23 protein-coding genes are annotated in these 23,586 nt (G+C 54.8%); 21 read left to right on the forward strand and 2 right to left on the reverse strand.

Features of this window, described 5'->3' with window-relative positions:
• Positions 1–77: 77 nt before the first annotated feature.
• Positions 78–926, forward strand: a complete 849-nt coding sequence (fdhD, locus tag DTHIO_RS10920; protein WP_008870357.1) for a formate dehydrogenase accessory sulfurtransferase FdhD — start codon at positions 78–80, stop codon at positions 924–926.
• A 44-nt stretch (positions 927–970) separates the two neighbouring features.
• On the opposite strand, the gene DTHIO_RS10925 is transcribed toward fdhD, so the two are convergent.
• Together DTHIO_RS10925 and DTHIO_RS10930 are read right to left on the reverse strand one after the other, a co-directional pair.
• A complete protein-coding gene (locus DTHIO_RS10925; protein WP_008870358.1) occupies positions 971–2,251 on the reverse strand; it encodes a dihydroorotase in 1,281 nt (426 codons plus the stop codon).
• 5 nt (positions 2,252–2,256) lie between these two features.
• Entirely contained in the window at positions 2,257–3,204 is a 948-nt protein-coding gene (locus tag DTHIO_RS10930; RefSeq protein WP_008870359.1) for an aspartate carbamoyltransferase catalytic subunit, read from the reverse strand.
• 260 nt (positions 3,205–3,464) lie between these two features.
• Here DTHIO_RS10930 and rimO point away from each other — a divergent pair, with 260 nt between their 5' ends.
• The 20 genes from rimO to hisA all read left to right on the forward strand — a co-directional run bounded on the left by rimO (position 3,465) and on the right by hisA (position 23,576).
• Positions 3,465–4,757 (forward strand): 30S ribosomal protein S12 methylthiotransferase RimO, encoded by a 1,293-nt coding sequence (gene rimO, locus DTHIO_RS10935; RefSeq protein WP_008870360.1) that lies wholly within the window; start codon positions 3,465–3,467, stop codon positions 4,755–4,757.
• A gap of 119 nt (positions 4,758–4,876) precedes the next feature.
• Positions 4,877–6,625: a 30S ribosomal protein S1 gene (locus DTHIO_RS10940; RefSeq protein ID WP_008870361.1), complete on the forward strand. Its 1,749-nt coding sequence runs from the start codon at positions 4,877–4,879 to the stop codon at positions 6,623–6,625.
• Positions 6,606–7,496, forward strand: a complete 891-nt coding sequence (gene sppA, locus DTHIO_RS10945) for a signal peptide peptidase SppA (protein WP_008870362.1) — start codon at positions 6,606–6,608, stop codon at positions 7,494–7,496. The genes DTHIO_RS10940 and sppA overlap by 20 nt, the downstream gene beginning before the upstream one ends.
• Positions 7,489–8,556, forward strand: coding sequence for an aminofutalosine synthase MqnE (gene mqnE / locus DTHIO_RS10950; RefSeq protein ID WP_008870363.1), 1,068 nt, complete (start codon positions 7,489–7,491; stop codon positions 8,554–8,556). Before sppA ends, mqnE begins: the two co-directional genes overlap by 8 nt.
• Positions 8,556–9,830, forward strand: coding sequence for a BaiN/RdsA family NAD(P)/FAD-dependent oxidoreductase (locus DTHIO_RS10955; protein WP_008870364.1), 1,275 nt, complete (start codon positions 8,556–8,558; stop codon positions 9,828–9,830). The genes mqnE and DTHIO_RS10955 overlap by 1 nt, the downstream gene beginning before the upstream one ends.
• Before the next feature lie 81 nt (positions 9,831–9,911).
• Positions 9,912–10,976, forward strand: coding sequence for a hemolysin family protein (locus DTHIO_RS10960; RefSeq protein ID WP_008870365.1), 1,065 nt, complete (start codon positions 9,912–9,914; stop codon positions 10,974–10,976).
• Positions 10,977–11,262: 286 nt separating this feature from the next.
• The gene (locus DTHIO_RS10965) at positions 11,263–11,673 is read left to right on the forward strand and encodes a cytochrome c maturation protein CcmE (RefSeq protein WP_008870366.1); all 411 of its coding nucleotides are present in this window, start codon (positions 11,263–11,265) and stop codon (positions 11,671–11,673) included.
• 104 nt (positions 11,674–11,777) lie between these two features.
• Positions 11,778–13,682, forward strand: coding sequence for a heme lyase CcmF/NrfE family subunit (locus DTHIO_RS10970; protein WP_008870367.1), 1,905 nt, complete (start codon positions 11,778–11,780; stop codon positions 13,680–13,682).
• Between the two features lie 99 nt (positions 13,683–13,781).
• Entirely contained in the window at positions 13,782–14,462 is a 681-nt protein-coding gene (locus tag DTHIO_RS10975) for an ABC transporter ATP-binding protein (protein WP_008870368.1), read from the forward strand.
• Positions 14,459–15,133: a heme exporter protein CcmB gene (locus DTHIO_RS10980; protein WP_008870369.1), complete on the forward strand. Its 675-nt coding sequence runs from the start codon at positions 14,459–14,461 to the stop codon at positions 15,131–15,133. The genes DTHIO_RS10975 and DTHIO_RS10980 overlap by 4 nt, the downstream gene beginning before the upstream one ends.
• A 133-nt stretch (positions 15,134–15,266) precedes the next feature.
• The gene (gene ccsA, locus DTHIO_RS10985) at positions 15,267–15,953 is read left to right on the forward strand and encodes a cytochrome c biogenesis protein CcsA (RefSeq protein WP_008870370.1); all 687 of its coding nucleotides are present in this window, start codon (positions 15,267–15,269) and stop codon (positions 15,951–15,953) included.
• Positions 15,954–16,448: 495 nt separating this feature from the next.
• Complete coding sequence (locus tag DTHIO_RS20515; RefSeq protein ID WP_008870371.1) at positions 16,449–16,577, forward strand: CcmD family protein; 129 nt, start codon at positions 16,449–16,451, stop codon at positions 16,575–16,577.
• Entirely contained in the window at positions 16,570–17,151 is a 582-nt protein-coding gene (locus tag DTHIO_RS10990; protein WP_008870372.1) for a tetratricopeptide repeat protein, read from the forward strand. The genes DTHIO_RS20515 and DTHIO_RS10990 overlap by 8 nt, the downstream gene beginning before the upstream one ends.
• Positions 17,152–17,286: 135 nt before the next feature.
• A complete protein-coding gene (gene guaB, locus DTHIO_RS10995) occupies positions 17,287–18,744 on the forward strand; it encodes an IMP dehydrogenase (RefSeq protein ID WP_008870373.1) in 1,458 nt (485 codons plus the stop codon).
• 75 nt (positions 18,745–18,819) lie between these two features.
• Positions 18,820–20,370: a glutamine-hydrolyzing GMP synthase gene (gene guaA / locus DTHIO_RS11000; RefSeq protein ID WP_008870374.1), complete on the forward strand. Its 1,551-nt coding sequence runs from the start codon at positions 18,820–18,822 to the stop codon at positions 20,368–20,370.
• Between the two features lie 19 nt (positions 20,371–20,389).
• Positions 20,390–20,800: a Sec-independent protein translocase protein TatB gene (gene tatB / locus DTHIO_RS11005; RefSeq protein ID WP_008870375.1), complete on the forward strand. Its 411-nt coding sequence runs from the start codon at positions 20,390–20,392 to the stop codon at positions 20,798–20,800.
• A 53-nt stretch (positions 20,801–20,853) separates the two neighbouring features.
• Positions 20,854–21,606: a twin-arginine translocase subunit TatC gene (gene tatC / locus DTHIO_RS11010; RefSeq protein WP_040418535.1), complete on the forward strand. Its 753-nt coding sequence runs from the start codon at positions 20,854–20,856 to the stop codon at positions 21,604–21,606.
• A 19-nt stretch (positions 21,607–21,625) separates the two neighbouring features.
• A complete protein-coding gene (hisB, locus tag DTHIO_RS11015) occupies positions 21,626–22,216 on the forward strand; it encodes an imidazoleglycerol-phosphate dehydratase HisB (protein ID WP_008870377.1) in 591 nt (196 codons plus the stop codon).
• Entirely contained in the window at positions 22,213–22,845 is a 633-nt protein-coding gene (locus DTHIO_RS19815; RefSeq protein WP_008870378.1) for a hypothetical protein, read from the forward strand. Before hisB ends, DTHIO_RS19815 begins: the two co-directional genes overlap by 4 nt.
• Complete coding sequence (gene hisA / locus DTHIO_RS11025) at positions 22,842–23,576, forward strand: 1-(5-phosphoribosyl)-5-[(5-phosphoribosylamino)methylideneamino]imidazole-4-carboxamide isomerase (protein WP_008870379.1); 735 nt, start codon at positions 22,842–22,844, stop codon at positions 23,574–23,576. Before DTHIO_RS19815 ends, hisA begins: the two co-directional genes overlap by 4 nt.
• Positions 23,577–23,586: the final 10 nt, after the last annotated feature.

The raw sequence follows: 23,586 nt of genomic DNA on the forward strand, positions 1-23,586 counted from the left end.
GGCTTGGGGAAGAAGAGGGGGAAGGCATTGGAGACTGGCTGATAAACGGCAAACATTTTATAAAGGTTTAAAATGTAATGGTTACAGTGGAATGCATTACGGATCTGCTTACTCCTGAAGGAGACAGCCGGATCCGGGAACTGGTCCTGGAAGAAAAGCCGGTGGGCGTGGTCTTGAACGATGAACCTGTGGGCACGGCCATGGTCATGGCCAGGGATCTGGAAGAACTGGCTGTGGGCTACCTCTTCGGGCAGGGACTCATTGAGCCCGGGGACAAAATATTCGACATAGAGGTCTGCGAGCAGGGCCGCATCAATGTGTACGCAGAGGTAACCCCCAGGCCGGATGACGAGATGATCACCACTTCTGGATGCGGGGGCACGGGCAAAATAGCCAGGAGGCTTCTGCACGAGGATTATCCGGAACCTGCAGACTTCTGTATCTCTTTTCATGAGGTGGCAGAGCTTATCAAAAGAACTCTTGCCTGGTCATCTCTGTCCCAGGACACCCATTGCGTGCACGGTTGCGGCTACTACAGTGAGGGTGCTTTTCAGGTATGCTACGAAGATGTGGGCAGGCACAATGCGGTGGACAAGCTCATGGGGGCTATTCTGCTGGGGCGGTTTTCCCCTAGGGGAGCGGCTTATACCACGGGCAGGCTGACCTCGGACATGGTGCTCAAATGCGCCCGCATGGGCATACCTGTGGTGCTGTCCCGGACCGCGCCTTCCTCGCTGGGACTGGATATCGCCCGCAGGTCGGGCCTTACCCTGGGGTGCTACGTACGCCCGGGCCGGGTGAATGTCTTCAATGCTCCGCACAGGATTGTGCGGGAAGGCCTGTCCGACAAGTCTGACGTGTCGGACAGGTCTGACAAGTCTGACGTGTCGGACAGGTCGAACAGGTCAGACAGATCGGACAGGTAGGACAAGTCTGACAGGTCAGACGAGTCCGACAGCTATGGCTGACTTTACAGCCGGTTGATTACTGCTGCTCCACCCAGAAAATGCGCCATGACCCTGCCCTGCAGGGTCTGTCCCAGGCAGGGGGTATTCCTGCCTTTGGAGAGCATGGTCTCCGGACCGGGGACCCACTGTTTTTCGGGGTCCACCAGGATGAAGTCCGCCGGGTCGCCGGGGGCGAAGCTGCATACTGGCAGGCGGAAGATTTCCCCCGGGTTGGAGGCCATGAGCCTGACCAGGTCCTGAGTCTCCAGGACACCCTGGCGCACAAGATCCAGCATAAGGGACAAGGAGGTGTCCAGTCCGGAGATGCCATTGGGTGCATCGGCAAAGGGGACCTCTTTTTCAAAGTCCGCATGCGGGGCGTGATCCGAGGCGACTGCGTCAATGATATTTTCCCGAACCGCCTGGCGCAGGGCCAGGACATCGTCCCGGGTGCGCAGAGGCGGGTTGACCCTGGCCAGGGTATTGTAGCCGCTCACCAGTTCCTCGCTCCAGTGCAGGTAGTGGGGACAGGTCTCGGCGCTTACGGGAATGGATTTCTGCCTGGCCTGATAAATGAGCTCCACAGAGGAGGCACAGCTTATGTGGGCCAGGTGTATGGGGGTGTTCAGGTAGGCCGCCAGCAGTATGTCCCGGCTGACCTGCAGGCTTTCGGCCACGTCGGGGATGCCTTTCAGGCCTAAGTAATCGGACATTCTGCCCTCGTTCATGACCCCTCCGGAGCTCAGGAAGCTGTCCTCGCAGTGGTCGATGACCTTGAGATCCAGATCCGAGGCGTATTCCACTGCCCTGCGAAAGAGTTCGTTGTCCTGTACCGGGAGGCCGTCGTTGGAGAAGGCCCTGCATCCGGCCTGCGCGAGCTCGGCCAGGGGAGCCAGATCCCTGCCCTTGAGCCCTCTGGTCAGGGCGCCTACAGGATGTAGAAAGGGGCCGACGGGATGATGCTCGCGGGCTTTTTGCAGCATATGTCCGGTAATGCCGGCGTTGTCGTTTACCGGGTCTGTATTGGCCATGGCCAGGACACGTCCGAAGCCTCCTGATGCTGCTGCAGACAGTCCAGAGGAGATGTCTTCCTTGTATTCCAGGCCGGGATCGCGCAGGTGGACGTGGACATCAATAAGCGAGGGCAGTATATGGCAGCCCCGGGCATCAAGTTCCCGGTCTTTGTCGGCGCTGCCCGGGTCCTTGAGCCCGCCTGGAACAAATTCCTGCACCAGGCCCTCATGCAGAAACAGGGTGCCTGCGGTGCCGTTTAGTACTGCATTGCTGATGCGGGTGTAAGCCATGGGTTTTATTCCTCCGTTATTTCCTGATCAGGCTTGCTCCTGGCCAGGTACAGGTAGAGAAGGGCCATGCGTACGGCCACGCCGGAGCCGACCTGCTCCAGGATAAGGCTGTCTGCGCAGTCGGCCAGGCCCGAGGAAATTTCCACCCCGCGGTTTATGGGGCCGGGATGCATGATTTTTACACCTGGAGCTGCCTTTTGCACATGTCCCGGCTGCAGGCAGAAGCGCGATGAGTATTCGCGAAGGTCCGGCAAAAGCCCGGCCTCCTGGCGCTCCAGCTGCAGGCGCAGGCTGATGATGGCGTCCATGCCCCGGCAGGCCTTGTCCAGGCTTGAGTACACCTCCACCGGCCAGTTGTGGATTCCCCTGGGAAGCAGGGTACGGGGGGCACAGACCCTTATGCGGCAGCCGAGCATGCTCAAGAGCTGCACATCGGACCTGGCCACCCGGCTGTGGGCTATATCTCCCAGAATGAGAATCTTTTTGTCCTGGAAGTCCTGCCAGTGCTGAAAAAGGGTGAATCCGTCCAGGAGGGCCTGGGTGGGATGGGCGTGCCAGCCGTCACCTGCGTTTAGAACGCTGCAGTCCAGGTGGGAGGCGATAAAACCTGCTGCTCCGCTTAGGGAATGCCTGAGGACTATGGCGTCGGGGTTCATGGCCTGCAGGGTAAGCACCGTATCTTTGAGGCCTTCGCCTTTGCTCAGGCTGCTGCCTGTGGCTGCCAGGGAAAAGCTGTCCGCGGACAGGCGCTTGGCGGCCATATCAAAGGATGTCTTGGTCCGGGTGGAAGGCTCGGCAAAAAAGAGGACCACGCTTTTGCCCTTGAGTATGGGCACCTTTTTTATGCTGCGGGAATTTATCTCCATGAACCTGGCGGAGGTATCGAAAATATGCCTGACCTCGTCAGGAGAGAGGGATTCAATATCCAGCAGGTCCTTGTGTATCCAGTTCATGGGGCACCTGAGAATTTTGGCGGTTTGATGGATAATGACCGTAAAAACGGCGTGGGATAGGGTCCTGTGTCAGAACCGGAAGTATATTAGCCCATTTGTCAGGATTGTGCAAGGAAACATCCCAGGCACGGGTAAAAGAAGATATGGCCCGGCAGAAGGCAGAACAGGTGCTAGAGAAAAGATTGCCGTTGACAAGTAATCACCAGCATGCAGCCCTGCCCCGGCTCTTTATTTACGGTTTCAAAAAGACTGAGGAGATTATGATCAAGGTGTATACTCACAGCCTGGGGTGTCCCAAGAATATGGTGGATACGGAAAATATTCTTAGCGGGCTCAAGGAACACTACTTTGCAGTGGACAGACCTTTTGAATCTGACGTGGTTCTGATAAATACCTGCGCCTTTATCCGCCCGGCAGTGGAAGAGTCCCTGGAAACAATTTTTTCGGCGGCCCAGGATGTAAAGGGCTTAAGTCAAAGGCCGCTTCTGGTGGTAACCGGTTGTCTTGTGTCCAGGTATGGAACGGGTCTTGGCCGGGAAATCCCGGAGGCGGACATGTTTGTGCCCATAGCCAGGCAGGCTGAGCTGCCAGGCAAAATACTTTACAGGCTGGGCCGCAAGGTTGAGGCAGAAGCGCCGGGTGTAAGGCATGGACCTTTTAAAAGCTTTGCTTATGTCAAGATCAGCGAAGGATGCAACAACCGCTGTGCATTCTGCACCATTCCTTCCATCAGGGGCAAACTCCGGTCAAGGCCTGAGCATGAGGTAATCCAGGAGGCCGGACACCTCATTGACCAGGGGGCCGGTGAACTGGTGCTGGTATCCCAGGACAGCACGGCCTACGGGCGCGATCTTGGATGCAGGCGGGGACTTTCCAGCCTGGCTGAAAAGCTTGCAGGGCTTGAAGGGCTTTTAAGGCTAAGGATTATGTATCTTTACCCTTCGGGCCTGAACGATGGGCTCCTGGCCAGGCTGGCTGAGCTGGGTCCTCCTTTTGTGCCCTATTTTGACGTACCCCTGCAGCACGCCAATCCGGAACTACTTAAAAAAATGGGACGTCCCTTCCAGCAGGACCCCATGGAGGTGATCCGGCGTATCAGAAATTATTTTCCCGGGGCCGCCATCAGGACAACTTTGATCACCGGCTATCCCGGCGAAGAAGAAAGGCATTTCCGGGAACTGCTGGAATTTGTCCGCCAGGCCCGGGTGCAGCACCTGGGTGTATTTCCCTTTTACCCGGAGGAAGGAACCAGGGCAGCTGGTTTTCCAGGGCAGATCCCGGATGAGGTGAAAAATGAGCGGCAAAGGCTCATCATGCAGGAGCAAAAAAGGGTCAGCCGGGAATATTTGAAGGGTTTTCCAGGAGAAAGTCTGGACATACTTGTGGACGATCCTCATCCGGAATGGCCGGGACTCTATACCGGCCGGGCCTGGTTTCAGGCCCCTGAGGTGGACGGCCTGACCTACATAAGCGGACCCGGCGTTGGGCCGGGTAAAATGGTGCGCGCAGAGATCACGGCAAGCCATGACTATGACCTGGAAGCCCTGGCTTGAGAAGCAGGGCATGGAAGCAAATTGTACCAAATTTTATAAAAGCGCATTATTTTTATTGTCAATATTTCTTGGATCTGCTAATCAGCAGCAAATTTATCAAGTGTGTTAGGGGGATTTATATGCAAAACACAAACGAAACCACTGAGCCGCAGGAAAACTTTGAAACCGAAGTAAGCTTCGAATCAGCGCTGGAGGACTATCTCAACGCTGATTTCGGCGAGGTTCAGGAAGGAAGTATCGTTACCGGTGAAGTGGTTAAAGTGGAAAAGGACTATGTCCTGGTGGATGTCAACTTCAAGTCCGAGGGGCAGATTCCTGTTTCCGAATTTCAGGACGCGGAAGGCAATCTTACCGTGCAAGAGGGCGACAAGGTGGACGTCTTTGTCACCCAGAAGGATGAAAACGAAGGCGCTATTTCCCTGTCCCGGGAAAAGGCCAGGCGGGTGAAGCTTCTGGATGATCTGCAGGACATTATGGACAACCAGACCACCATCCAGGGCAAAATCGTCAAGAGGATCAAGGGCGGCTACAATGTGGACCTGGAAGGTCTGGAGGCCTTTCTGCCGGGTTCTCATGTGGATCTTCGGCCCGTACCGGACATGGACGCCCTGGTGGGCCAGGAAATGGATTTCCGTATCCTCAAGATCAACCGCAGGCGCAGCAATGTCATCATTTCCCGCCGGGTACTCCTGGAAGAAGAACGTGAAAACATGCGCCAGGAGCTTCTGGATACCATCAAGGAAGGCCAGGTGGTCCAGGGCAAGGTCAAGAATATCACCGAGTACGGGGTGTTCATCGACCTGGGCGGGCTGGACGGCCTGCTGCACATAACCGACATGTCCTGGAAAAGGATACGTCATCCCAAGGAGATGGTTCAACTGGGAGACGACCTGGAACTCAAGGTTCTGGGTTTCGACTCCGAGGAAAAAAAGGTCTCTCTGGGCCTTAAGCAGCTGGTGAGCGATCCCTGGGAGAATATAGGTGAAAAATATCCCGAAGGCACCAGGATGACTGGAAAGGTCACCAACCTGGCTGACTACGGGGCCTTTGTGGAACTGGACGACGGTGTGGAAGGCCTGGTGCACATCTCCGAGATGTCCTGGACCAGGAAGCTCAGGCACCCTTCTCAACTGGTCAAATCCGGCGACGAAGTGGAAGTGGTGGTCCTGGGGATAGATTCCGACCGCAAGCGTATCTCCCTGGGGATGAAACAGGTCAGCCCCAACCCCTGGGACGTGGTTGCGGAAAAGTATCCCGAGGGGACCATCCTGGAGGCACCGGTGAAGAATATCACCGAGTTCGGCCTGTTTATCGGCATCGAGGACGGCATAGACGGCCTTATCCATGTCTCGGACATGTCCTGGACCAAAAAGGTGCGTCACCCCTCAGAGCTCTTCAAGAACGGGGACATGGTCCGGGCCAAGGTGCTTACAGTGGACAAGGAAAACGAGAAGTTCACCCTGGGCATCAAGCAGCTTACCGAGGATCCCTGGGCAGAGGTGCCCAGGCATTACCCCGTAGGGACCACCGTTACCGGCAAAATAACCAACATTACTGATTTCGGACTCTTTGTAGAGGTGGAGGAAGGTATCGAGGGCCTGGTGCATGTTTCCGAGATGAGCCGCAAGAAAATCAAGAACCCCAAGGAATTCTTTTCCGAAGGCCAGGAAATTCAGGCCAAGGTCATCCATGTCAGTGCTGACGAGCGCAGGCTGGGCCTGTCCATCAAGCAGCACCTGGAAGAGGAGGAGAAAAAGAGCGCCCCCGCTGATCAGCGCGGTAAAAACGGCAGCGCAGCCCCGGGCAGCAACCTTGGCGATTTAATCCGACAGAAACTGGAAGAAGGGGATGGAGACAAGCAAGACTAAATTCAGCCAGAGACATCCGCTGATTTTTGGTTTCATGCTCATAATAACGGCCGTGGTCACATTCATGCTGGCCATGGCCGTTTTTAATTTTCTTTTTTTTGATGGACCAAAATTACGAACCCAGCCCAAAATCGGGGTGGTCAATGTCAGTGGGCTTATTACCGATTCCAGGGATATTGTGGACTGGATTCAGGAACTGGAAGAAAAAGATTCCGTAAAAGGGGTGCTTTTGAGGGTCAACTCCCCCGGAGGGGTGGTGGCCCCGTCCCAGGAGGTCTTCAGGGCTGTAAAGGACCTGGCCCGGGAGAAGCCAGTGGTGGCCTCTCTGGGGTCTGTTGCGGCCTCGGGGGGATACTACGCCGCCAGTCCGGCCGGGGTGATAGTGGCCAATCCGGGAACGCTGACGGCCAGCATCGGGGTCAAGGTCACCCTGACCAATATCCAGGAGCTTCTGCAGAAACTGGGCATCGAGGACCAGGGGGTCTACAGCGGTGAGTTCAAGGATGCCGGGACAGTATCGCGGCCCATGACCGAGGAGGAGAGAGAATACTTTCAGGGCCTGGTGGATGATATGCACGAGCAGTTTGTACAGGACGTGGCCCTGGCCCGGGACATGGACGAGCAAAGGGTTTATGATCTGGCTGACGGCCGGGCCATGACCGGCAGGCAGGCCCTGGAGGCCGGTCTGGTGGATGAGCTGGGGGGCAGGAGCGAGGCCCTGGATATACTCTGCGAAAAGGTTCAGCTGCCCAGGGACGCAAAGCAGCTGGAAGGACCCGAGGAGAGAATGTCCATCCTGCGCAGGATCTTAAGCGAGTTCTCCCTGGGGGACAATATCCCGGGACCAAGGTGGATTTTTACCTATGAGTGATACGGACAACATTTTAAGCAAGGTGCATGACGGCGGGCGTATCAGCCCGGAAGAGGCCCTGCACCTGGCCCGGTCCGCAGATGTGCATAAGCTTGGACGAGCGGCCCTGGCGGTTCGTACCAGGCTGTTCGGGGATCAGGCCTTTTTCGTATACAACCAGCACTTAAATTATACCAATATCTGCAGCAACGCCTGCCGGTTCTGCGCCTACAGCAAGAGGGCAGGGGAAGAAGGCGCTTACGTCATGAGCGTGGACCAGATCCGGGTCGCCGTAAAGAGCCGGATGCATGAGCCCATTGACGAGATTCATGTGGTGGGGGGCCTGAATCCGGATCTGCCTTATGACTATTACCTGGAAATGCTGAAGTCCATCAAGGAGATCCGCCCGGAAGTACATATCAAGGCCTTTACCGCGGTGGAAATAGCCTACCTGGCCGGGCAGTATGAAAAGACGAGAGAGCAGGTATTGACCGAGTTCGTGCAGGCCGGACTGGATGCCCTGCCCGGAGGCGGAGCCGAGGTCTTTTCCCCGCAGCTGCGCAGACACCTCTGCCCGGAAAAGCTTTCCGGAGAAGAGTGGCTCAAGGTGCATGAACTGGCCCACAGCCTGAATATACCCACCAACTGCACCCTTCTTTTCGGTCACGTGGAGTCCTGGGTGGATCGCCTGGATCATCTGCAGGCCCTGCGCGATCTGCAGGACAGAAGCAGCGGATTTCTGTGCTTTATACCCCTGCCTTATCAGCCGGGCAGAAATGAATTGCAGGCCGCAGGACCCGACGGTGTGGACCTGGTCAAGATGTGGGCTATATCGCGTATTTTCCTGGATAATATCAAGCACATCAAGGCTTACTGGGCCTTTTGCGGTATCAAGGCCGCTCAGCTTGGCCTCTGGTACGGGGCTGATGATTTCGACGGGACCATAGTCGAGGAAAAGGTGGGCCACGCCGCAGGTGCGGATACACCCACAGGCCTTGGGGTTGATCAGCTAAAGCACCATATCCGGGCCGCGGGGATGAAACCGGTGCGCAGGGATTCCTTTTTTCAGCCCAGGTCTTGATGGCGGAAACCGGCTCTTACCAGGAAGTAATTGTAGTCGGCGGAGGTCCTGCCGGCCTGATGGCCGCAGGTCAGGCGGCGTCCAGGGGGCTGCGGGTGGTCCTTCTGGAAAAAAAGCATCTGCCGGCCAGGAAGCTGGGCATTACCGGCCAGGGGCGCTGCAATCTCACCAATACTGCTGCCATGAATGATTTCCTGCGCTCTTTCGGCCACGGGGCAAAATTTATGCGCTTTGCCCTGGGCCGCTTCTTTAACCAAGATCTTGTTTCATTTTTTGATGCACTGGGACTTGAGACCGTCGAGGAACGAGGAGGAAGGATCTTTCCGCGCACCCAGCAGGCCTCTGACGTGGTGCGCACCCTGGTCGGCTGGGTTAAAGAGTCTGGAGTGAAAATACAGTCCGGCAGGGCGGTAAGGCAGGTGGTTGCAGAGCAGGGCCGGGTCCAAGGTGTAGTTGCCGACAGGCAGGGTGCAAAAGAAGAGTTTGTCGGGACCGACAATATCATTATCGCCACAGGCGGGGCCTCGTTTCCGGCTACCGGGTCCACCGGAGACGGCTACGCTCTGGCCAGAGCTCTGGGGCATGAAATTGTCCCGGTCTACCCAGGCCTGGTCCCCTTAGAGACGGCGGGCGACACCGCCCCTATGATGCAGGGCTTAAGCCTTAGAAACGTGCAGGCCGGGATATATGTCCAGGGCAAAAAGCAGGCGCAAGACTTCGGGGAGATGCTTTTCACCCATTTCGGGGTTTCCGGACCCATTGTCCTGACCCTCAGCAGGGAGGCGGTCCAGGCCCTGAACCGAAACCAGGAAGTCAAACTGGTCATTGATCTAAAACCTGCGGTGAGCCACACCGCCTTGAAATCCAGGATATCCAGCCGAATGCATGCCCGGGGCAAAAGAAAGATTTCCAATATTCTCAAGGAATTTCTGCCCATAAAAATGATCCCCGTCTTTCTGGAGAAATCCGGCATTGACCCGGACAAGCCCGGCAGTGAACTCACCTCCCCGGAACACAAGGCCCTGCGTATGTGGTGCAAGGAGTTATGCCTGGATATCACCGGGCATCGGTCTTTTAACGAGGCCATAATCACTTCCGGAGGGGTGAAGCTCTCTGAGGTTGATCCCAGGACCATGCAGTCCAGAAAAGTAAGCGGCCTTTACTTTGCAGGCGAGGTTTTAGACATTGATGCAGACACAGGCGGCTACAACCTGCAGGCGGCTTTTTCCACGGGCTGGGTGGCCGGCAACTCTGTTGGCGCAAAAAAAGCTTAAGCAGGGGGTGGTGAACCATTGCAGGCTTTATTCAGGTTATACTTGCCTCTGGTGCAGCCTTCTGTTAACTCTTGAGAATATATGTGGGAGCTCATCATTGCCTTCTCCCTTGCGGTGGTTGTATCCGCATTTTGTTCCATCGCCGAGGCTGCGCTTTACTCCGTTCCCTGGAGCTTTATAGAAAGGCTTAAGAAGGAAAAGAAAAAAAGCGGGGAGTTGCTGTATAAACTGCGCTCCAGGATCGACCAGCCCATTACCGCCATTTTGACCCTGAACACCCTGGCCAACACAGCAGGCGCGGCCATAGCCGGAGCTGCCGCAGCCAGTGTGTTCGGTGCGCAGAATCTTATCTATTTTTCCATTGTCTTTACCCTGACAATACTTATATTCTCAGAAATCATCCCCAAAACCATGGGCGTAGTGTTCAACAGGCGCGTGGCACCAATTCTGGCCAAGCCTCTGGTGGCCCTGGTGTGGGTGTTAAAGCCGGTAATAGTGGTGTGCAGGTACCTGGTGGTCTTTATTGAAAGAAAAAAGGCTGGGCCAACCACTTCTGAGGAGGACCTGCTGGCCATGCTCAGCCTGACGCGCCGTTCCGGGGTCATAAAGCCTTATGAGGAACTGACCATCCAGAATATTTTATCCCTGGACAAGAAGATGGTCAGGGATATCATGACCCCCAGGATGGTGATTTTTTCCCTTCCGGCGAAAATGACCGTTTCAGAGGCCAGGGAGTACAAGACCTTCTGGCCGCACAGCCGCATACCGGTATATGAAGGGGATGATCCCGAGGATGTGGTGGGGATTGTCAGCCGCAGCCAGATCCTGGATGCACTGGCCAGAGATCAGGACCACATCAGACTGGAAGACCTTATGCGTCGGGTGGACTTCGTGGTGGAGACCATGAGTCTGGACCGTCTGCTCATCAAATGCCTCAATTCCAGAGTGCATCTTTTTATGGTCCTGGATGAATACGGCGGTATTGCCGGACTGGTTACCCTGGAGGATGTCATGGAAGAGATTCTGGGCAAGGAAATTGTTGACGAGACAGATGAGGTGGTTGATATGCGTGAGATGGCCAGGCAGAGCAGGGCGGAGCTTAAAAGCCGGAGCAGATCAGGAGTGGGTGAAAAGGGTTCCCAATGATACAGACCCCGGTTATCAGAAGCAAGGGCTGACACAAAATGTCTTTAATCCATACATATTAACATAAAATTAACTTTCCCGGTTTGGGGCTGGCGGAAGCAGCATGCTGGCGCGGATATGTATCCGCACTTAGACAGTGTATGGAATTTATTTGTGCTTGAATGCTGAACAAAGAAGGTGTAGTATTTTTTTGAACTACTGACCGCGTCGCCTGCAGTAAATCTGCAGGATTATGTTCAAGGGCTTGTCACCCGGTATAGAACACGATTTACAGGAGGACTTCTGTATGTCCACACAAAAAAAATCAAAATTCATGTATCTTGCGGCTTTTTTGCTGATTTTTTCCGGAGTGGGATACCTGGTGGTTACCAGTGTGACCCAGAGCAGCACTTACTTTCTTGAGGTCTCCGAGGCCCTGGCCATGGACCAGGACAAGCTGGACCGGGCCAGACTTTTCGGTAAGGTGGCAGAGGAAGAACTTGAAAGAGACAGTGATGCCCTGGGGGTGACCTTCATGCTTCAGGACAAGGATGACAAGGACAAGGTCATCCGGGTAAGATATGCTGGAGCGGTTCCCGATGCTTTCAGGCCCGGAGCCGGGGTTATTGTCGAAGGTCAGGCCAGGCCCGAGGAAGGGATTTTCATGGCCCACGATCTCATGACCCAGTGTCCGTCCCGATACGAGAGCAAACAATAAAGGCTTCCCCCGTCTCAACAGCTGAACCCACAAAGGCTCTGCCTGCATCCCGGGGCGGGCCTTTATTTTTGAATTAATCAACCCTGAAACAGTAGGATTTTCTCATGCACTATCTGGGTTTTTTTGCACTGCTGACCTCGCTTATCATCATGATTCTCCTGGCTGCAGCTGCTTTTGCAGGATTATGGCGTATCAGAAGTACCGGAGAGGATATAAAGATCGTGCCCTGGCTGGAGAAGGGACAGGCAGCGGTTACGGGGTTGGTTACCCTTAGCTCTCTGGTGCTTCTCTGGGCTTTTATAACCCGGGATTTTACATATTCGTACGTTTACAGGAATTCTGATGAGTTTCTACCCATGCATTATCAGGTTTCAGCCTTCTGGGCCGGTCAGGAAGGATCTCTTCTTTTCTGGCTGTGGGTGGTGGTCATCATGGCCGGCATCTGGCTTTTATCTCCTGTGTACAAGTCCCTGGCCAGGGACACCAAGGCCTGGTTCTGGGGGATGATGTTTATTGTCCAGGCTTTTTTACTGCTCATGCTTACCGGACCGAGCAATCCCTTTATCGTTTATGATATCCAGCCCATGGGCGGAAGCGGGCTGAATCCTCTTCTGCAGAACGTGGGCATGATATTTCATCCGCCCATGACTTTTCTGGGTTACGCCGGCTTTACCATCCCGGCCTGCCTGGCTCTGGCCGGGTGGCTGAGCGGTGATCAGCGCAGCTGGATTTTCCAGTGCCGCAACTGGGTGCTTTTTGCCTGGGTCATGCTCACCGGCGGCGCTATACTTCTGGGCGGATGGTGGGCCTATATGGAACTGGGATGGGGCGGATACTGGGCCTGGGACCCGGTGGAAAACGCCTCGCTGATCCCCTGGCTTATAAGCACGGCTTTTCTGCATACAGCCATAGTGGGCAAGCAGAGAAACGTACTGCACCGATCCAACCTCATACTTATCAGTCTTTCCCTGCTTACCTGCTTTTTCGCCACCTACCTGGTGCGAAGCGACGTCATCGAATCCCTGCATACTTTCGGCGGCCGGGGAGTAGGGGGTCCGCTGGTGATTTTCATGCTGGCAGGCCTTGCCCTTACTCTTTTCGTGGCTATGGCCGGGCAGAAGCAGAAAAGCGCCATGGACAGCCTTTGGAGTAAGCAGGGGCTTCTCATAGTGGTCTCCTGGATTTTTCTGGCCCTGGCCGTGATAGTGGCCATGGGCACCATGTGGCCGGTTATTTCCAATATCTGGACCGAGAGCCCCATGGGACTGGGGCCGGATTTTTACAACCGGGTATGCCTGCCGCTTTTTACTGCCATGGCCTTAGTCATGTGCGTCTGCCCCTGGTTCAACTGGCGACAGGGAATTCTGGACATGCAGGGACTGCTGGCGGTGGTTCTGGTTTTTGCAGTGTCCGTTGCCGGTCTCTGGATCGGAGGCATGCGAGATTTTATGCCCCTGATTGCGGCTTCTGCAGGCACGGCAGGAATGGTGTCCATGATCTTTTATATCCTGTCCAGACGGGAATTGCGCCGCAGCCGTAAAGGCTGGGGGCTTTACCTGGTTCATTTCGGGGTGGCCATGATTGTGCTTGGGGTGGCCTTTTCCGGTCCGTACCAGGAGGAAATCCAGGTGCGGCTGAGCCAGGGTGAAAGCACTGAGATCAGCGGTTTTGAAGTCACCTATTCCGATTTCCGGGAAGAGCACGACCCCGGGGTGTCAATCTACGAGGCCAGGCTGGACGTAACCCGGGACGGCAAAGAGGTGGGCACCATGCTTCCTCAGCGCACCCTGCACCGCAACTTTGATCAGCCCTACTCGGAGGTCTCCACCATCTTTTCCCTGGGCAAGGAGGTTTATTCCACCATAATGGGGTTTGACCAGGAGCTCAATGTCACCTTTAAAATCAGTGTAAGCCCCCTGGTGAACTGGATCTGGATAGGCAGCATCATCCTTTGCCTGTCAATTTTTCTGATAATGGGCAGAGTAAGGATCAGGTCACCGGAGAATTAAAATCCTGGTAACAGTTCATCAGTGGTGTGCGTAGACTGTCTGTTTTTATCAGATGGCAAAAGTTACAAATTCTGTTTTTTAGCTGGTTGCAGTTATATCATGCAGGAAAAGAATAATCAGAATATGCTCCTGGAGCTGGACCGGGTCAGCCATTTTTTTGACCAGCGGTTAGTGTTCAAAGATATCACCCTGAGCCTGGGCAAGGGCCAGGTGCTGCTTCTGGCCGGCCCCAACGGCGCGGGCAAGACCACCCTGGTTAATATCATGACCGGGTTGATCCGGCCCGTGCACGGAACTGTCCAGGCCGGCGTGCCCAGCGGGAAGACAGCCTACCTGGGGCACCATACCTTTATTTATCCCGGGCTCAGTGCCCTGGAAAACCTGCGGTTCTGGGCCGGGATGTACAGCCTGGACAGAAGCGAAAAAGAGTTTTTAGACCTGCTGGCCCTGGTGGGGCTCAAGGGCTTTGCCTATGAAAACGCGCGCACATTTTCCAGGGGCATGTCCCAGAGGCTGAGCCTGGCCAGGGTGCTCATGCTTGAGCCTGAACTTATTTTCCTGGATGAACCGGCCACCGGCATGGACGCCCAGTCCCGGCGCATGTTAAGAGAGGAAATTGGCAAGGCCAGGCAAAGGGGTGCTTCCATGGTCTGGGTCAGTCACAGCCTGGAAGAGGATCTGGATCTGGCAGACTTTGTTTTATACCTGGAAAATAAAAAGCAGGCTTACCTCGGCCCGGCCAAGGATTTCAGAGATCACTGCAGGGAGAACCAGCTGTGACCTCCAGGCCCCTGGCCCTCATGGCCAAGGATCTGCGGCTGGTGTTCGCCGACGGAGCAGGCATTGTTCAGCCGGTGCTTCTGGGTCTTATCCTGGTTTTTGTCTTCAGCCTTTCCACCCCGGTGGGTGAGGATGTATCACCGCAGGCTGCCGCAGCTATTTTCTGGCTGGCCACCAGCTTTGCAGTGATCCTGGTGTTCAACACCCTGTACAGCAGCGAGGGGGCCAATCAGTCCAGGATAGGGCTGCTTCTGGCGCCCATGCCCATACAGTACATATGGATGGGCAAGGCCCTGGCCGGGGGGGTGCTGCTGTTAATGGCCCAGGCGGTTTTTCTTCCGGCAATAGTGGTTTTCCTGGGACAGGACCAGGTAGTGTCCTGGCCGGGTGGAATCGGCTCCATCCTTCTGGTGGACTGGGGCCTGGTGGCGGTGGGCTCCCTTCTGGGGGCCATGTCCCAGGGGCACAGCGCCAGGGATTCCCTTTTAAGCGTGGTTATATTTCCATTGCTTATTCCTGTTCTGCTGGCCGGGATCAGCATGGGGTCCTATTTTCTCGGGGATGGATCAGGCGACGACTTAAGATCATGGATGGGGCTGGTTCTGGCGTTTAATGCAATGTTTACCGGCGCCGCTCTGCTTCTTTTTCCGTTTATCTATGGAGAGTACTGATAAAAGGTGCTTTTAACGCGCAACCATTCAGGGGATGCCTCAATCGGCCTGGGGACAGTCCCCAGGCCTGTGCCAGCAATCACTACCGAGGACCCCTGAATGGTTACTTTAACGCCGTGAGTAAATGTACAAAATGAAATACAGCGATACCGTTTCATCCCTGCTGGTCCCCCTGGCCCTGGCCGGCGGGGCGGCCATGGCCCTGGCGCAGTATTTTATCTGGTTTTACGCGCCTGTGGAAGCCACCATGGGCCTGGTGCAGAAAATATTCTATCTGCATCTGCCGTTGGCCTGGTGGGGACTGATATGTTTTTTCACTGTGTTTTGCGCCAGCATTGCTTTTCTCGTGCGCAAAAGTCCGGTCATGGACCAGCTGGCGGTTGCGGCGGCCGAGGTGGGACTGTTACTCAGCACGCTGGCCCTGGCCACGGGCTCTCTCTGGGCCAGGGTGTCCTGGAACACATGGTGGACATGGGATCCCAGGCTCTCCACAGCTCTTATCATGTGGTTTATTTACGCCGGTTACCTGGTGCTGCGCCAGTCCATAGAGGGACAGCGCAAGATGCGCATGGTGGCTGCTGTCCTGGGTGTGGTGGCCTTTTTGAATGTACCCCTGGTATTTTTGTCGGCCCGCATGTGGCGCAGCATTCATCCCGCTGTGTTCGCCTCTGAGGGCGGCGGCCTGGAACCGGAAATGATGACCACTGTAGTGGTCTGCGTCATAGCCATGGGGTTAGTGACTGCGGCCCTGGTCCTGATGCGCTTCAGGCAGAAAAACCTGCAGGAGCGGCTGTGGAATCTGTATATGTACAGGGATTGAGCATTGAGGAATTCAGGAATTTAGGTATTCAGGGATTCAAGAATTGAGGGGAGCATCATGTGCTTAACACGGACTTTGGAGCAATATGCCGGCAACTGATTCCCTATACCACGCATACAGGGTATCTGTTTAGCGCTTTGCATGTGGCATGGGGACTGGCTCTTCCGGGACCCACTTGTCCCAAAAAATGAGATATTTTAAGCACAAAATGATGCTCAAGTGGGTCCCGGAGTGCCTGTCCCCTGCTTTCCTTAAAAGCGCTAAACAGATACCATACAGGGCTTCTACCGGTCCCGATTCAGCACTCACTTTTGGCAATTAAGAAATACCAGAAAAAATAGTATTCAAAAGTTAGTGATGGAATAAGAAGAGGGCCCAGGGGGTGGTTGTATGAAGTCTTTTTCTTTTTTAAAATTTGCCTCGAAGGGTCCTCTTTTTCCGTGCAGGGTATTGGAAAAAGCCTGGTTACTAAAATAAGCAAAAGGTTGGTTTTTTATGACATATCTGATTGCCAGCAACGTGGTTGTATGGTTGGGCATCGGGGGGTACTTGTTCTTTCTGGCCATGGGTCAGAAGAAGCTTGAGAAAAAGATAAGGCAGCTGGAGGTGATGCACCATGAGTAGCGGCCTTTTATCATCCATAAGTATTCGAAGGGCAGTGGTTGCCTTCGCCATGCTGGGGCTGGCCGTCATTTTTCTGTCCTCCATCTGGTACAGGATCGATTCACCCTCACTTGTTGAAGAGACACAGACCCGCCAGGCTGATCAGCAGATGATGGCGCGTATAGCCGGGCTCATGCAGGAGGTGGAGCAAAACCCGGAAAATGTGGAGGCCATAACCGAGCTGGCCGGCTTTTTTATGCAGAACCAGGACTGGGATAAGGCTCTTTCATTCTGGAGAAGGGCTTTGAGTGTGGATCCAGACAACCAGCTGGCCCTGAACCAGGCAGGGTTTACCCTGTTTCAGATGCAGCGGCATGATGAAGCCAGGGAGAAGTTTGAGAGGCTTCTTGAGCTAAACCCCGAAAACCATCAGGGACACTTCAATCTGGCCATCATTTACAAGTATTATCTTGATGAACCGGAAAAGGCCCGGGAGCATCTGGAAAAAATTATTGAAATAGATCCTGACCACCCGGAGCTACTGGAAAGAGTACGCCAGGAACTGGAAACACCTGCTCCCGGCGAAGGAATATGACAGGTGTTTTTTTGTCCTGGGATTTTCCGGCTAAAAGGCGTTGTTTTGGCGTTTGACATGGACAGGAGATTACCGCTAACAGGAATAAGTTTTTCGAGATACTAGGGCAGTCTTTACAAACTTACTGGAGGGGTCATGGAAAAGATATGGGGCCAGGGATTAACCTTTGACGATGTTTTGCTGGTGCCGGATTATTCCGAGGTCCTGCCTGAAGAAACCAGCCTCAAGACCCGGCTTACCCCCAAGATAGAACTCAATATCCCTTTGCTCAGCGCAGCCATGGATACGGTTACCGAAGCTGAAATGGCTATCTCCATGGCCCGTTCCGGCGGAGTTGGCGTGGTGCATAAGAACATGGGCATCGAGGAGCAGAGTCAGGAGGTGGAGCGGGTAAAAAAATCCGAGAGCGGCATGATTGTCGACCCGGTTACTGTACATCCGGGCGATGATGTGGAAACAGTTCTGCGTCTCATGTCCGAATACCGTATTTCCGGTTTGCCTGTAGAGGAAGACGGCCGGCTGGTGGGCATTGTCACCAACCGTGACGTACGCTTTGTAAGCGATCTCAGGACCAGGGTGGACCAGGTCATGACCAGCGGCGATCTGGTCACTGTCCCGGTGGGTACGACCCTGCTGGAAGCCAAGGACATTCTGCAGAAAAACAAGATTGAAAAGCTCCTGGTGGTGGAAAAAGGAGGCGGACTTAAAGGCCTTATCACCATAAAGGATATTGAGAAAATCAAGAAGTATCCCAATGCCTGCAAGGATGAAATGGGCAGGCTCAGGGTGGGAGCAGCCGTAGGCACAGGCGAGGACAAGATGGCCAGGGTGGAGGCTCTCATCAAGGCCGGTTCGGATTTTATAGTTCTTGATTCGGCGCATGGTCATTCCAGAAATATCATTCAGGGCATCAGGGATATCAAGGCTTCTTATCCGGACTGTCAGCTCATCGCAGGAAATGTGGCCACCTACGAAGGAGCAAAATCTTTGGTGGATGCCGGAGTGGATGCGGTAAAGGTGGGCATCGGTCCGGGATCCATCTGCACTACCAGGGTGGTTGCAGGAGTCGGTGTGCCCCAGGTGACTGCCATCATGGAGTGTACCAGGGCCTGCCGGGAAAAGGGCTGCTGCGTAATTGCCGACGGCGGGGTCAAGTTCTCCGGGGACGTGATCAAGGCTCTGGTGGCGGGAGCCGATACAGTGATGATGGGCAGTATGCTGGCCGGGACTCAGGAAAGCCCGGGAGAAACAATTCTCTACCAGGGACGTACGTACAAGATTTACCGTGGCATGGGTTCCATAGACGCCATGCGCGAGGGCAGCAGCGACCGCTATTTTCAGGAAAAAAGCAGCAAACTGGTACCCGAAGGCATTGTGGGACGGGTACCTTTCAAGGGTCCTGCCGGAGATACCGTGTACCAGCTCATAGGCGGTGTGCAGTCCGGCATGGGCTATCTGGGATGCGCCACGGTTCAGGAACTGCATGAAAAGGGGCGTTTTCTGACCATGACCCCGGCCGGCTACCGCGAAAGCCACGTCCACGACGTAATCATCACCAAGGAAGCCCCCAACTACCGTATAGAGAACTATTAAGCCGGAGGCGGCGGTCCCCCGGGACTGCTTTCCCGGCGTGACAGTCACAAAATTTCTTCACGAGGCATAAAGGGCATGCAAGTTCAAAACAAAGTCATTATTCTGGATTTCGGTTCCCAGTATACCCAGCTTATTGCCAGAAGAATCCGGGAATCCGGGATATATTCAGAGATTCATCCCTGTACCGTCAGCCTGGAAGATCTAAAAGCCATGCAGCCCTCGGCCCTGGTGTTGTCCGGCGGGCCTTCGAGCGTGGCTGGAGAGGAATCGCCTCAGGTGGATCAGGGAGTTTTTCAGCTGGGTCTTCCCATCCTGGGCATCTGTTACGGGATGCAGCTCATGGCCCATCTTTTCGGGGGCCAGGTAGAGCCGGCCCGCAACCGGGAGTACGGCAGGGCGAGCTTTGAGTTTGTCAGTGATTGTCCCCTGTGGGAGGGACTGGGAGACAAGGATGGACTGACGGTCTGGATGTCTCACGGGGACACGGTTCTCACACCTCCGCCGGGATTTGAAGTGCTGGGGCGCACCTCCAGCGTGGAAATAGCCGCTGTGGGCGATTCTCAACAAAAGATATACGGTCTGCAGTTTCATCCCGAGGTGGCCCACACCGAAGAGGGCTACCGAATTCTGCACAATTTTCTTTTTAAAGTGGCCGGTCTGGTTCCGGACTGGTCCATGACCTCCTTTATCCAGGACTGCATCCAGGAGATACGGGAGATGATTCCTGATGACGAGCAGGTGGTCTGCGGCCTGAGCGGAGGTATTGACTCCACTGTGGTGGCTGTTCTGCTGCACAAGGCCATCGGCAAGAGGCTGCACTGTATCCTGGTGGACAATGGAGTGCTTCGGCACAATGAAGCTCTGGAAGTGGTGGAGAGCCTGACCAAGCATTTTGACTTGAACCTGAAGCACGTAGAGGCCCAGGATCTTTTTCTTTCCCGGCTGCACGGGGTCAAGGACCCGGAGGAAAAAAGAAAGATTATCGGGCACACATTTATCGAGGTTTTTGAAAAAGAGGCCAAATCCATTCCGGATGTCAAATGGCTGGCCCAGGGTACCCTGTATCCGGATGTTATCGAGAGCGTCTCCTTTAAGGGTCCTTCAGCGGTGATAAAAAGCCATCACAATGTGGGCGGGCTGCCGGAAAAGATGGACCTGAAGCTGGTGGAGCCTCTGCGGGAGCTGTTCAAGGACGAGGTGCGCAAGGTGGCTGTGGAGCTGGGCATACCCGACACCATTGTCTGGCGGCATCCCTTTCCCGGACCCGGCCTGGCCATAAGGGTCATCGGGACCATCACCCCGGAAAGGCTGGAAATACTGCGCAAGTCCGACCGCATTGTGCAAAACGAGCTTTTCGCATCCAACTGGTATACCCGGGTGTGGCAGGGGTTTGCCGTGCTTTTGCCCCTGAAGACGGTGGGGGTCATGGGAGACGAGAGGACTTACGAACACGTGGTGGCCCTGCGCATTGTGGACAGCATTGATGCCATGACCGCCGACTGGAGCAGGATTCCCCCGGAAATTCTGGCCAGGATCTCCAACCGGATTATAAATGAGGTGCAGGGAGTAAACAGGGTGGTCTTTGATATTTCCTCCAAGCCTCCAAGCACCATAGAGTGGGAATAGACCCAAGGGGTAATGCGTCATGTTTGGAATAGGAACGACAGAAATCCTGGTGATTCTGGTGGTGGCCCTTCTGGTCCTGGGGCCCAAGAAGCTTCCGGAAATAGCCAGATCCCTGGGAAAAACCCTGGCCGAGTTCAAAAGAGTGACTACTGACGTTAAAAGGACCATAGATCTGGAGGCCCAGGAGGAAGAGGACAAGGATCGGCAGACCAGGCTGAAAAAGAAAATGGAAAAAAAGGCGGCGAAGAAAAAGGAGGCCGAACCAGAGGAAGAAATTAAGGATCAAAGCGAGGAAAAGCCTTCACCGGAGCCGAATCCGGAAGAATCCGGACAAAAAGAACAGGCTGAGGAAAAAGCCGGCAGTGAAGAGCAGGAAGAACCGGAAAAAACCGCCAAGGAAAATGATAAAGAGGCTGAAACCAGGTCATGACAACCGAGCACGATCAAGAGACCACTGAAGAGGAAATGCCCGAAGAAGAGGGCATGACCTTTACCGAACACCTGGAAGAGCTGCGGTACCGACTGTTTCGTATCATTATCGCGGCCTTTGTGGGATTTCTTATCTGTTACGCCTTCAAGGAAAGGCTTTTTGATATTTTAATGCAGCCTCTGGTCAAGGTGCTGCCTGAAGCCAGCTCCATGATTTTTACCGGCCTGCCAGAGGCTTTTTTTACCTACCTCAAGGTGTCCCTGGTGGCCGGGGTGTTTCTGGCCAGTCCGTACATTTTTTACCAGATCTGGCGCTTTGTGGGCCCGGGAATGTATGAAACGGAGCGCAAGTTCATCATACCCATTGCCTTTATTTCCGCTTTATTTTTTGTGGTGGGGGCGCTTTTCGGGTATTTCGTGGTCTTTCCCATAGGTTTTCAGTTTTTCGTCGGGTTTGCCAACGAAATGATCCAGCCCATGCCTTCTCTGCGGGAGTATTTCAGCTTTGCAGTGAAGCTTTTGTTTGCCTTCGGCATCGCCTTTGAACTGCCCCTGTTCATCTTTTTTCTGGCCAGGCTGGGCATAGTCAGTTCCAAGGGGCTTCGCAAACAGCGCAAGTACGCGGTACTGGTCATTTTTCTGGCGGCGGCTTTTCTGACCCCTCCGGATATCATCAGCCAGGTGCTCATGTCCGGCCCGTTGATTCTTTTGTACGAGGTGAGCATCTGGGTGGCCTATATCTGGGGCCGGGAGCGAAAATTCCGGGGTAAAAAAGAAGATGATGACCAAGACGATGATGAGCCCTGATAAAAAATAGAGAGATAATATGCGGCAGGCAAGTATTCACAGGAAAACGCTGGAGACTGATGTAGAGCTGGATCTGGTTCTTGATGCCGGGGAAAAGCAGGGCGTCAAGGTCCAGACCGGGGTGGGCTTTTTCGACCATATGTTGACTCTAATGGCGCATTGGGCAGGGTTCGGCCTGAGCGTGCAGTGCCGGGGCGATCTGCATGTGGATGCCCATCACAGCCTGGAAGACGTGGGAATCTGCCTGGGGCAGGCCCTGGCAAAGGCTCTGGGGGACAAAAAGGGCATAAACCGGGTGGGCCAGGCCAGTGTGCCCCTGGACGAAGCCCTTTGCCGGTGCGTGCTGGACATTTCCGGGCGGCCATACCTGGTGTATCACGGGGAGCAGATACTCCCGGCGATAGTGGCTGGAGAGGAAAAAGATGTATACAGAGAGTTTTTCAAGTCCCTGGCCTGCAACAGTGCAATGAATCTGCACCTGTGTTTTAATTACGGACAAAACGGACACCACCTCATGGAAGCAGCTTTCAAGTCCCTGGGGCTGGCACTGCGTCAGGCGGTTGCCCTGGACAGGACCGAGCTTCTAAGTACCAAGGGGGTCCTGGATTGATTCAGAGATGCATAATCCTCATTACAGGAGTGATTATCCTGGCCCTTACGGCCTGTGCTCCCAGGGAGCCGGTGCATTACCCTCCTGAGGATGCAGTAGTGGCTGTGGCCGGTTTCAGCCAGCCCAAGCATCGCTGGGAGATGATCACCAACCATATTACTGTTGACCAGAAAAAAATCGACAAGGACGTCATAGAAAAGCTGGACAGTGATCTGGCCGCTTTGCTCAGGCAAAGCCGGCAGAAGATCGTTTACCCGGAAATGGTCAAGCAGTGCAAAGAGCTTGTGGCTGCAGACACCCGCCCTGAAAGCTCGGCCTTTCATTTCTGGGTCCAGGTGGGCAAGTGCATTCCTGCTGATTATATTCTGGTGCCCTTTGTTTTTGAGTGGAGGGAGCGCATCGGTGGACCTCTGGGGGTCCAGGAACCGGCCGCGGTGGTGATGGAACTGAATCTTATAGACCTGCAGGACCTGCAGTTGCAGAGGTTCTTTTTCGATGAAAGACAGTTTGCACTTCTCGAGGATCTTTCCAGCGCGGGCAAGTTTTTCAGGCGTGGAGGCAAGTGGATATCAGCCAGGCAGCTGGCCAACGAGGGACTGGAGCAAGGAGTAAGGGAGCTTGGACTATGATTATTTTTCCGGCGATAGATATCAAGAATGGCCAGTGTGTGCGGCTGAGGCAGGGTCTGGAAAACGAGGTGACCGTCTTTTCCGCAGACCCGGGGGCCATGGCCGAGCACTGGGAGAGGCTGGGGGCAAAGTGGCTGCATCTGGTGGACCTGGACGGGGCTTTTTCCGGGAAGCCAGTCAACAGAAATCTCATAGCGGACATCTGCTCCAGGATCAAAATCCCGGTTCAACTGGGCGGAGGCATAAGGGATCTGGATACGGCCCAGGCTTACATTGATGCAGGAGTGAAAAGGCTCATCATCGGGACCATGGCCCTGGAGGAAAAGGATGGGTTCAGGGAGCTTAGCAGCAGTTTTCCGGGCCGGATTGGCGTTTCCCTGGATGCCAGGGACGGCAGACTCAAATCCAGGGGCTGGGTTGAGGATACCGGCCTGGATGTGGACCAGGTCATCCCGGAGCTGGAGTCCATGGGAGCCTCGTTTTTCATCTATACGGACATCGCCCGGGATGGCATGCAGTCCGGGGTGAATGTTGCAGCCCTGGAACATGTACTCAAGCTTACAGACAGGCCGGTCATAGCTGCCGGAGGGATCTCCACCCTGGAAGATATCCAGGAGATCCATCACCTGGGGCCCAAGGGCCTGGAAGGAGTCATCACCGGCCGGGCCATCTACAGCGGCAGCCTTGATTTCAAGACTGCGGTGGACTGGATTGCAAAGCAGGAGACATAAATCAGAGGTC

Source organism: Desulfonatronospira thiodismutans ASO3-1 (genome assembly GCF_000174435.1).
Lineage (GTDB): Bacteria > Desulfobacterota > Desulfovibrionia > Desulfovibrionales > Desulfonatronovibrionaceae > Desulfonatronospira > Desulfonatronospira thiodismutans.

Coding starts and splice junctions, on each gene's coding strand:
- DTHIO_RS10960 (WP_008870365.1), top strand. CDS start 9,912: ATGTGGGAGCTCATCATTGCCTTCTCCCTTGCGGTGGTTGTATCCGCA.
- DTHIO_RS10930 (WP_008870359.1), bottom strand. CDS start 3,204: ATGAACTGGATACACAAGGACCTGCTGGATATTGAATCCCTCTCTCCT.
- hisA (WP_008870379.1), top strand. CDS start 22,842: ATGATTATTTTTCCGGCGATAGATATCAAGAATGGCCAGTGTGTGCGG.
- tatC (WP_040418535.1), top strand. CDS start 20,854: ATGACCTTTACCGAACACCTGGAAGAGCTGCGGTACCGACTGTTTCGT.
- tatB (WP_008870375.1), top strand. CDS start 20,390: ATGTTTGGAATAGGAACGACAGAAATCCTGGTGATTCTGGTGGTGGCC.
- rimO (WP_008870360.1), top strand. CDS start 3,465: ATGATCAAGGTGTATACTCACAGCCTGGGGTGTCCCAAGAATATGGTG.
- DTHIO_RS10940 (WP_008870361.1), top strand. CDS start 4,877: ATGCAAAACACAAACGAAACCACTGAGCCGCAGGAAAACTTTGAAACC.
- ccsA (WP_008870370.1), top strand. CDS start 15,267: ATGAAATACAGCGATACCGTTTCATCCCTGCTGGTCCCCCTGGCCCTG.
- guaB (WP_008870373.1), top strand. CDS start 17,287: ATGGAAAAGATATGGGGCCAGGGATTAACCTTTGACGATGTTTTGCTG.
- DTHIO_RS10955 (WP_008870364.1), top strand. CDS start 8,556: ATGGCGGAAACCGGCTCTTACCAGGAAGTAATTGTAGTCGGCGGAGGT.
- DTHIO_RS10990 (WP_008870372.1), top strand. CDS start 16,570: ATGAGTAGCGGCCTTTTATCATCCATAAGTATTCGAAGGGCAGTGGTT.
- DTHIO_RS10975 (WP_008870368.1), top strand. CDS start 13,782: ATGCAGGAAAAGAATAATCAGAATATGCTCCTGGAGCTGGACCGGGTC.
- fdhD (WP_008870357.1), top strand. CDS start 78: ATGGTTACAGTGGAATGCATTACGGATCTGCTTACTCCTGAAGGAGAC.
- mqnE (WP_008870363.1), top strand. CDS start 7,489: ATGAGTGATACGGACAACATTTTAAGCAAGGTGCATGACGGCGGGCGT.
- DTHIO_RS10965 (WP_008870366.1), top strand. CDS start 11,263: ATGTCCACACAAAAAAAATCAAAATTCATGTATCTTGCGGCTTTTTTG.
- guaA (WP_008870374.1), top strand. CDS start 18,820: ATGCAAGTTCAAAACAAAGTCATTATTCTGGATTTCGGTTCCCAGTAT.
- sppA (WP_008870362.1), top strand. CDS start 6,606: ATGGAGACAAGCAAGACTAAATTCAGCCAGAGACATCCGCTGATTTTT.
- DTHIO_RS10925 (WP_008870358.1), bottom strand. CDS start 2,251: ATGGCTTACACCCGCATCAGCAATGCAGTACTAAACGGCACCGCAGGC.
- DTHIO_RS20515 (WP_008870371.1), top strand. CDS start 16,449: ATGACATATCTGATTGCCAGCAACGTGGTTGTATGGTTGGGCATCGGG.
- hisB (WP_008870377.1), top strand. CDS start 21,626: ATGCGGCAGGCAAGTATTCACAGGAAAACGCTGGAGACTGATGTAGAG.
- DTHIO_RS10970 (WP_008870367.1), top strand. CDS start 11,778: ATGCACTATCTGGGTTTTTTTGCACTGCTGACCTCGCTTATCATCATG.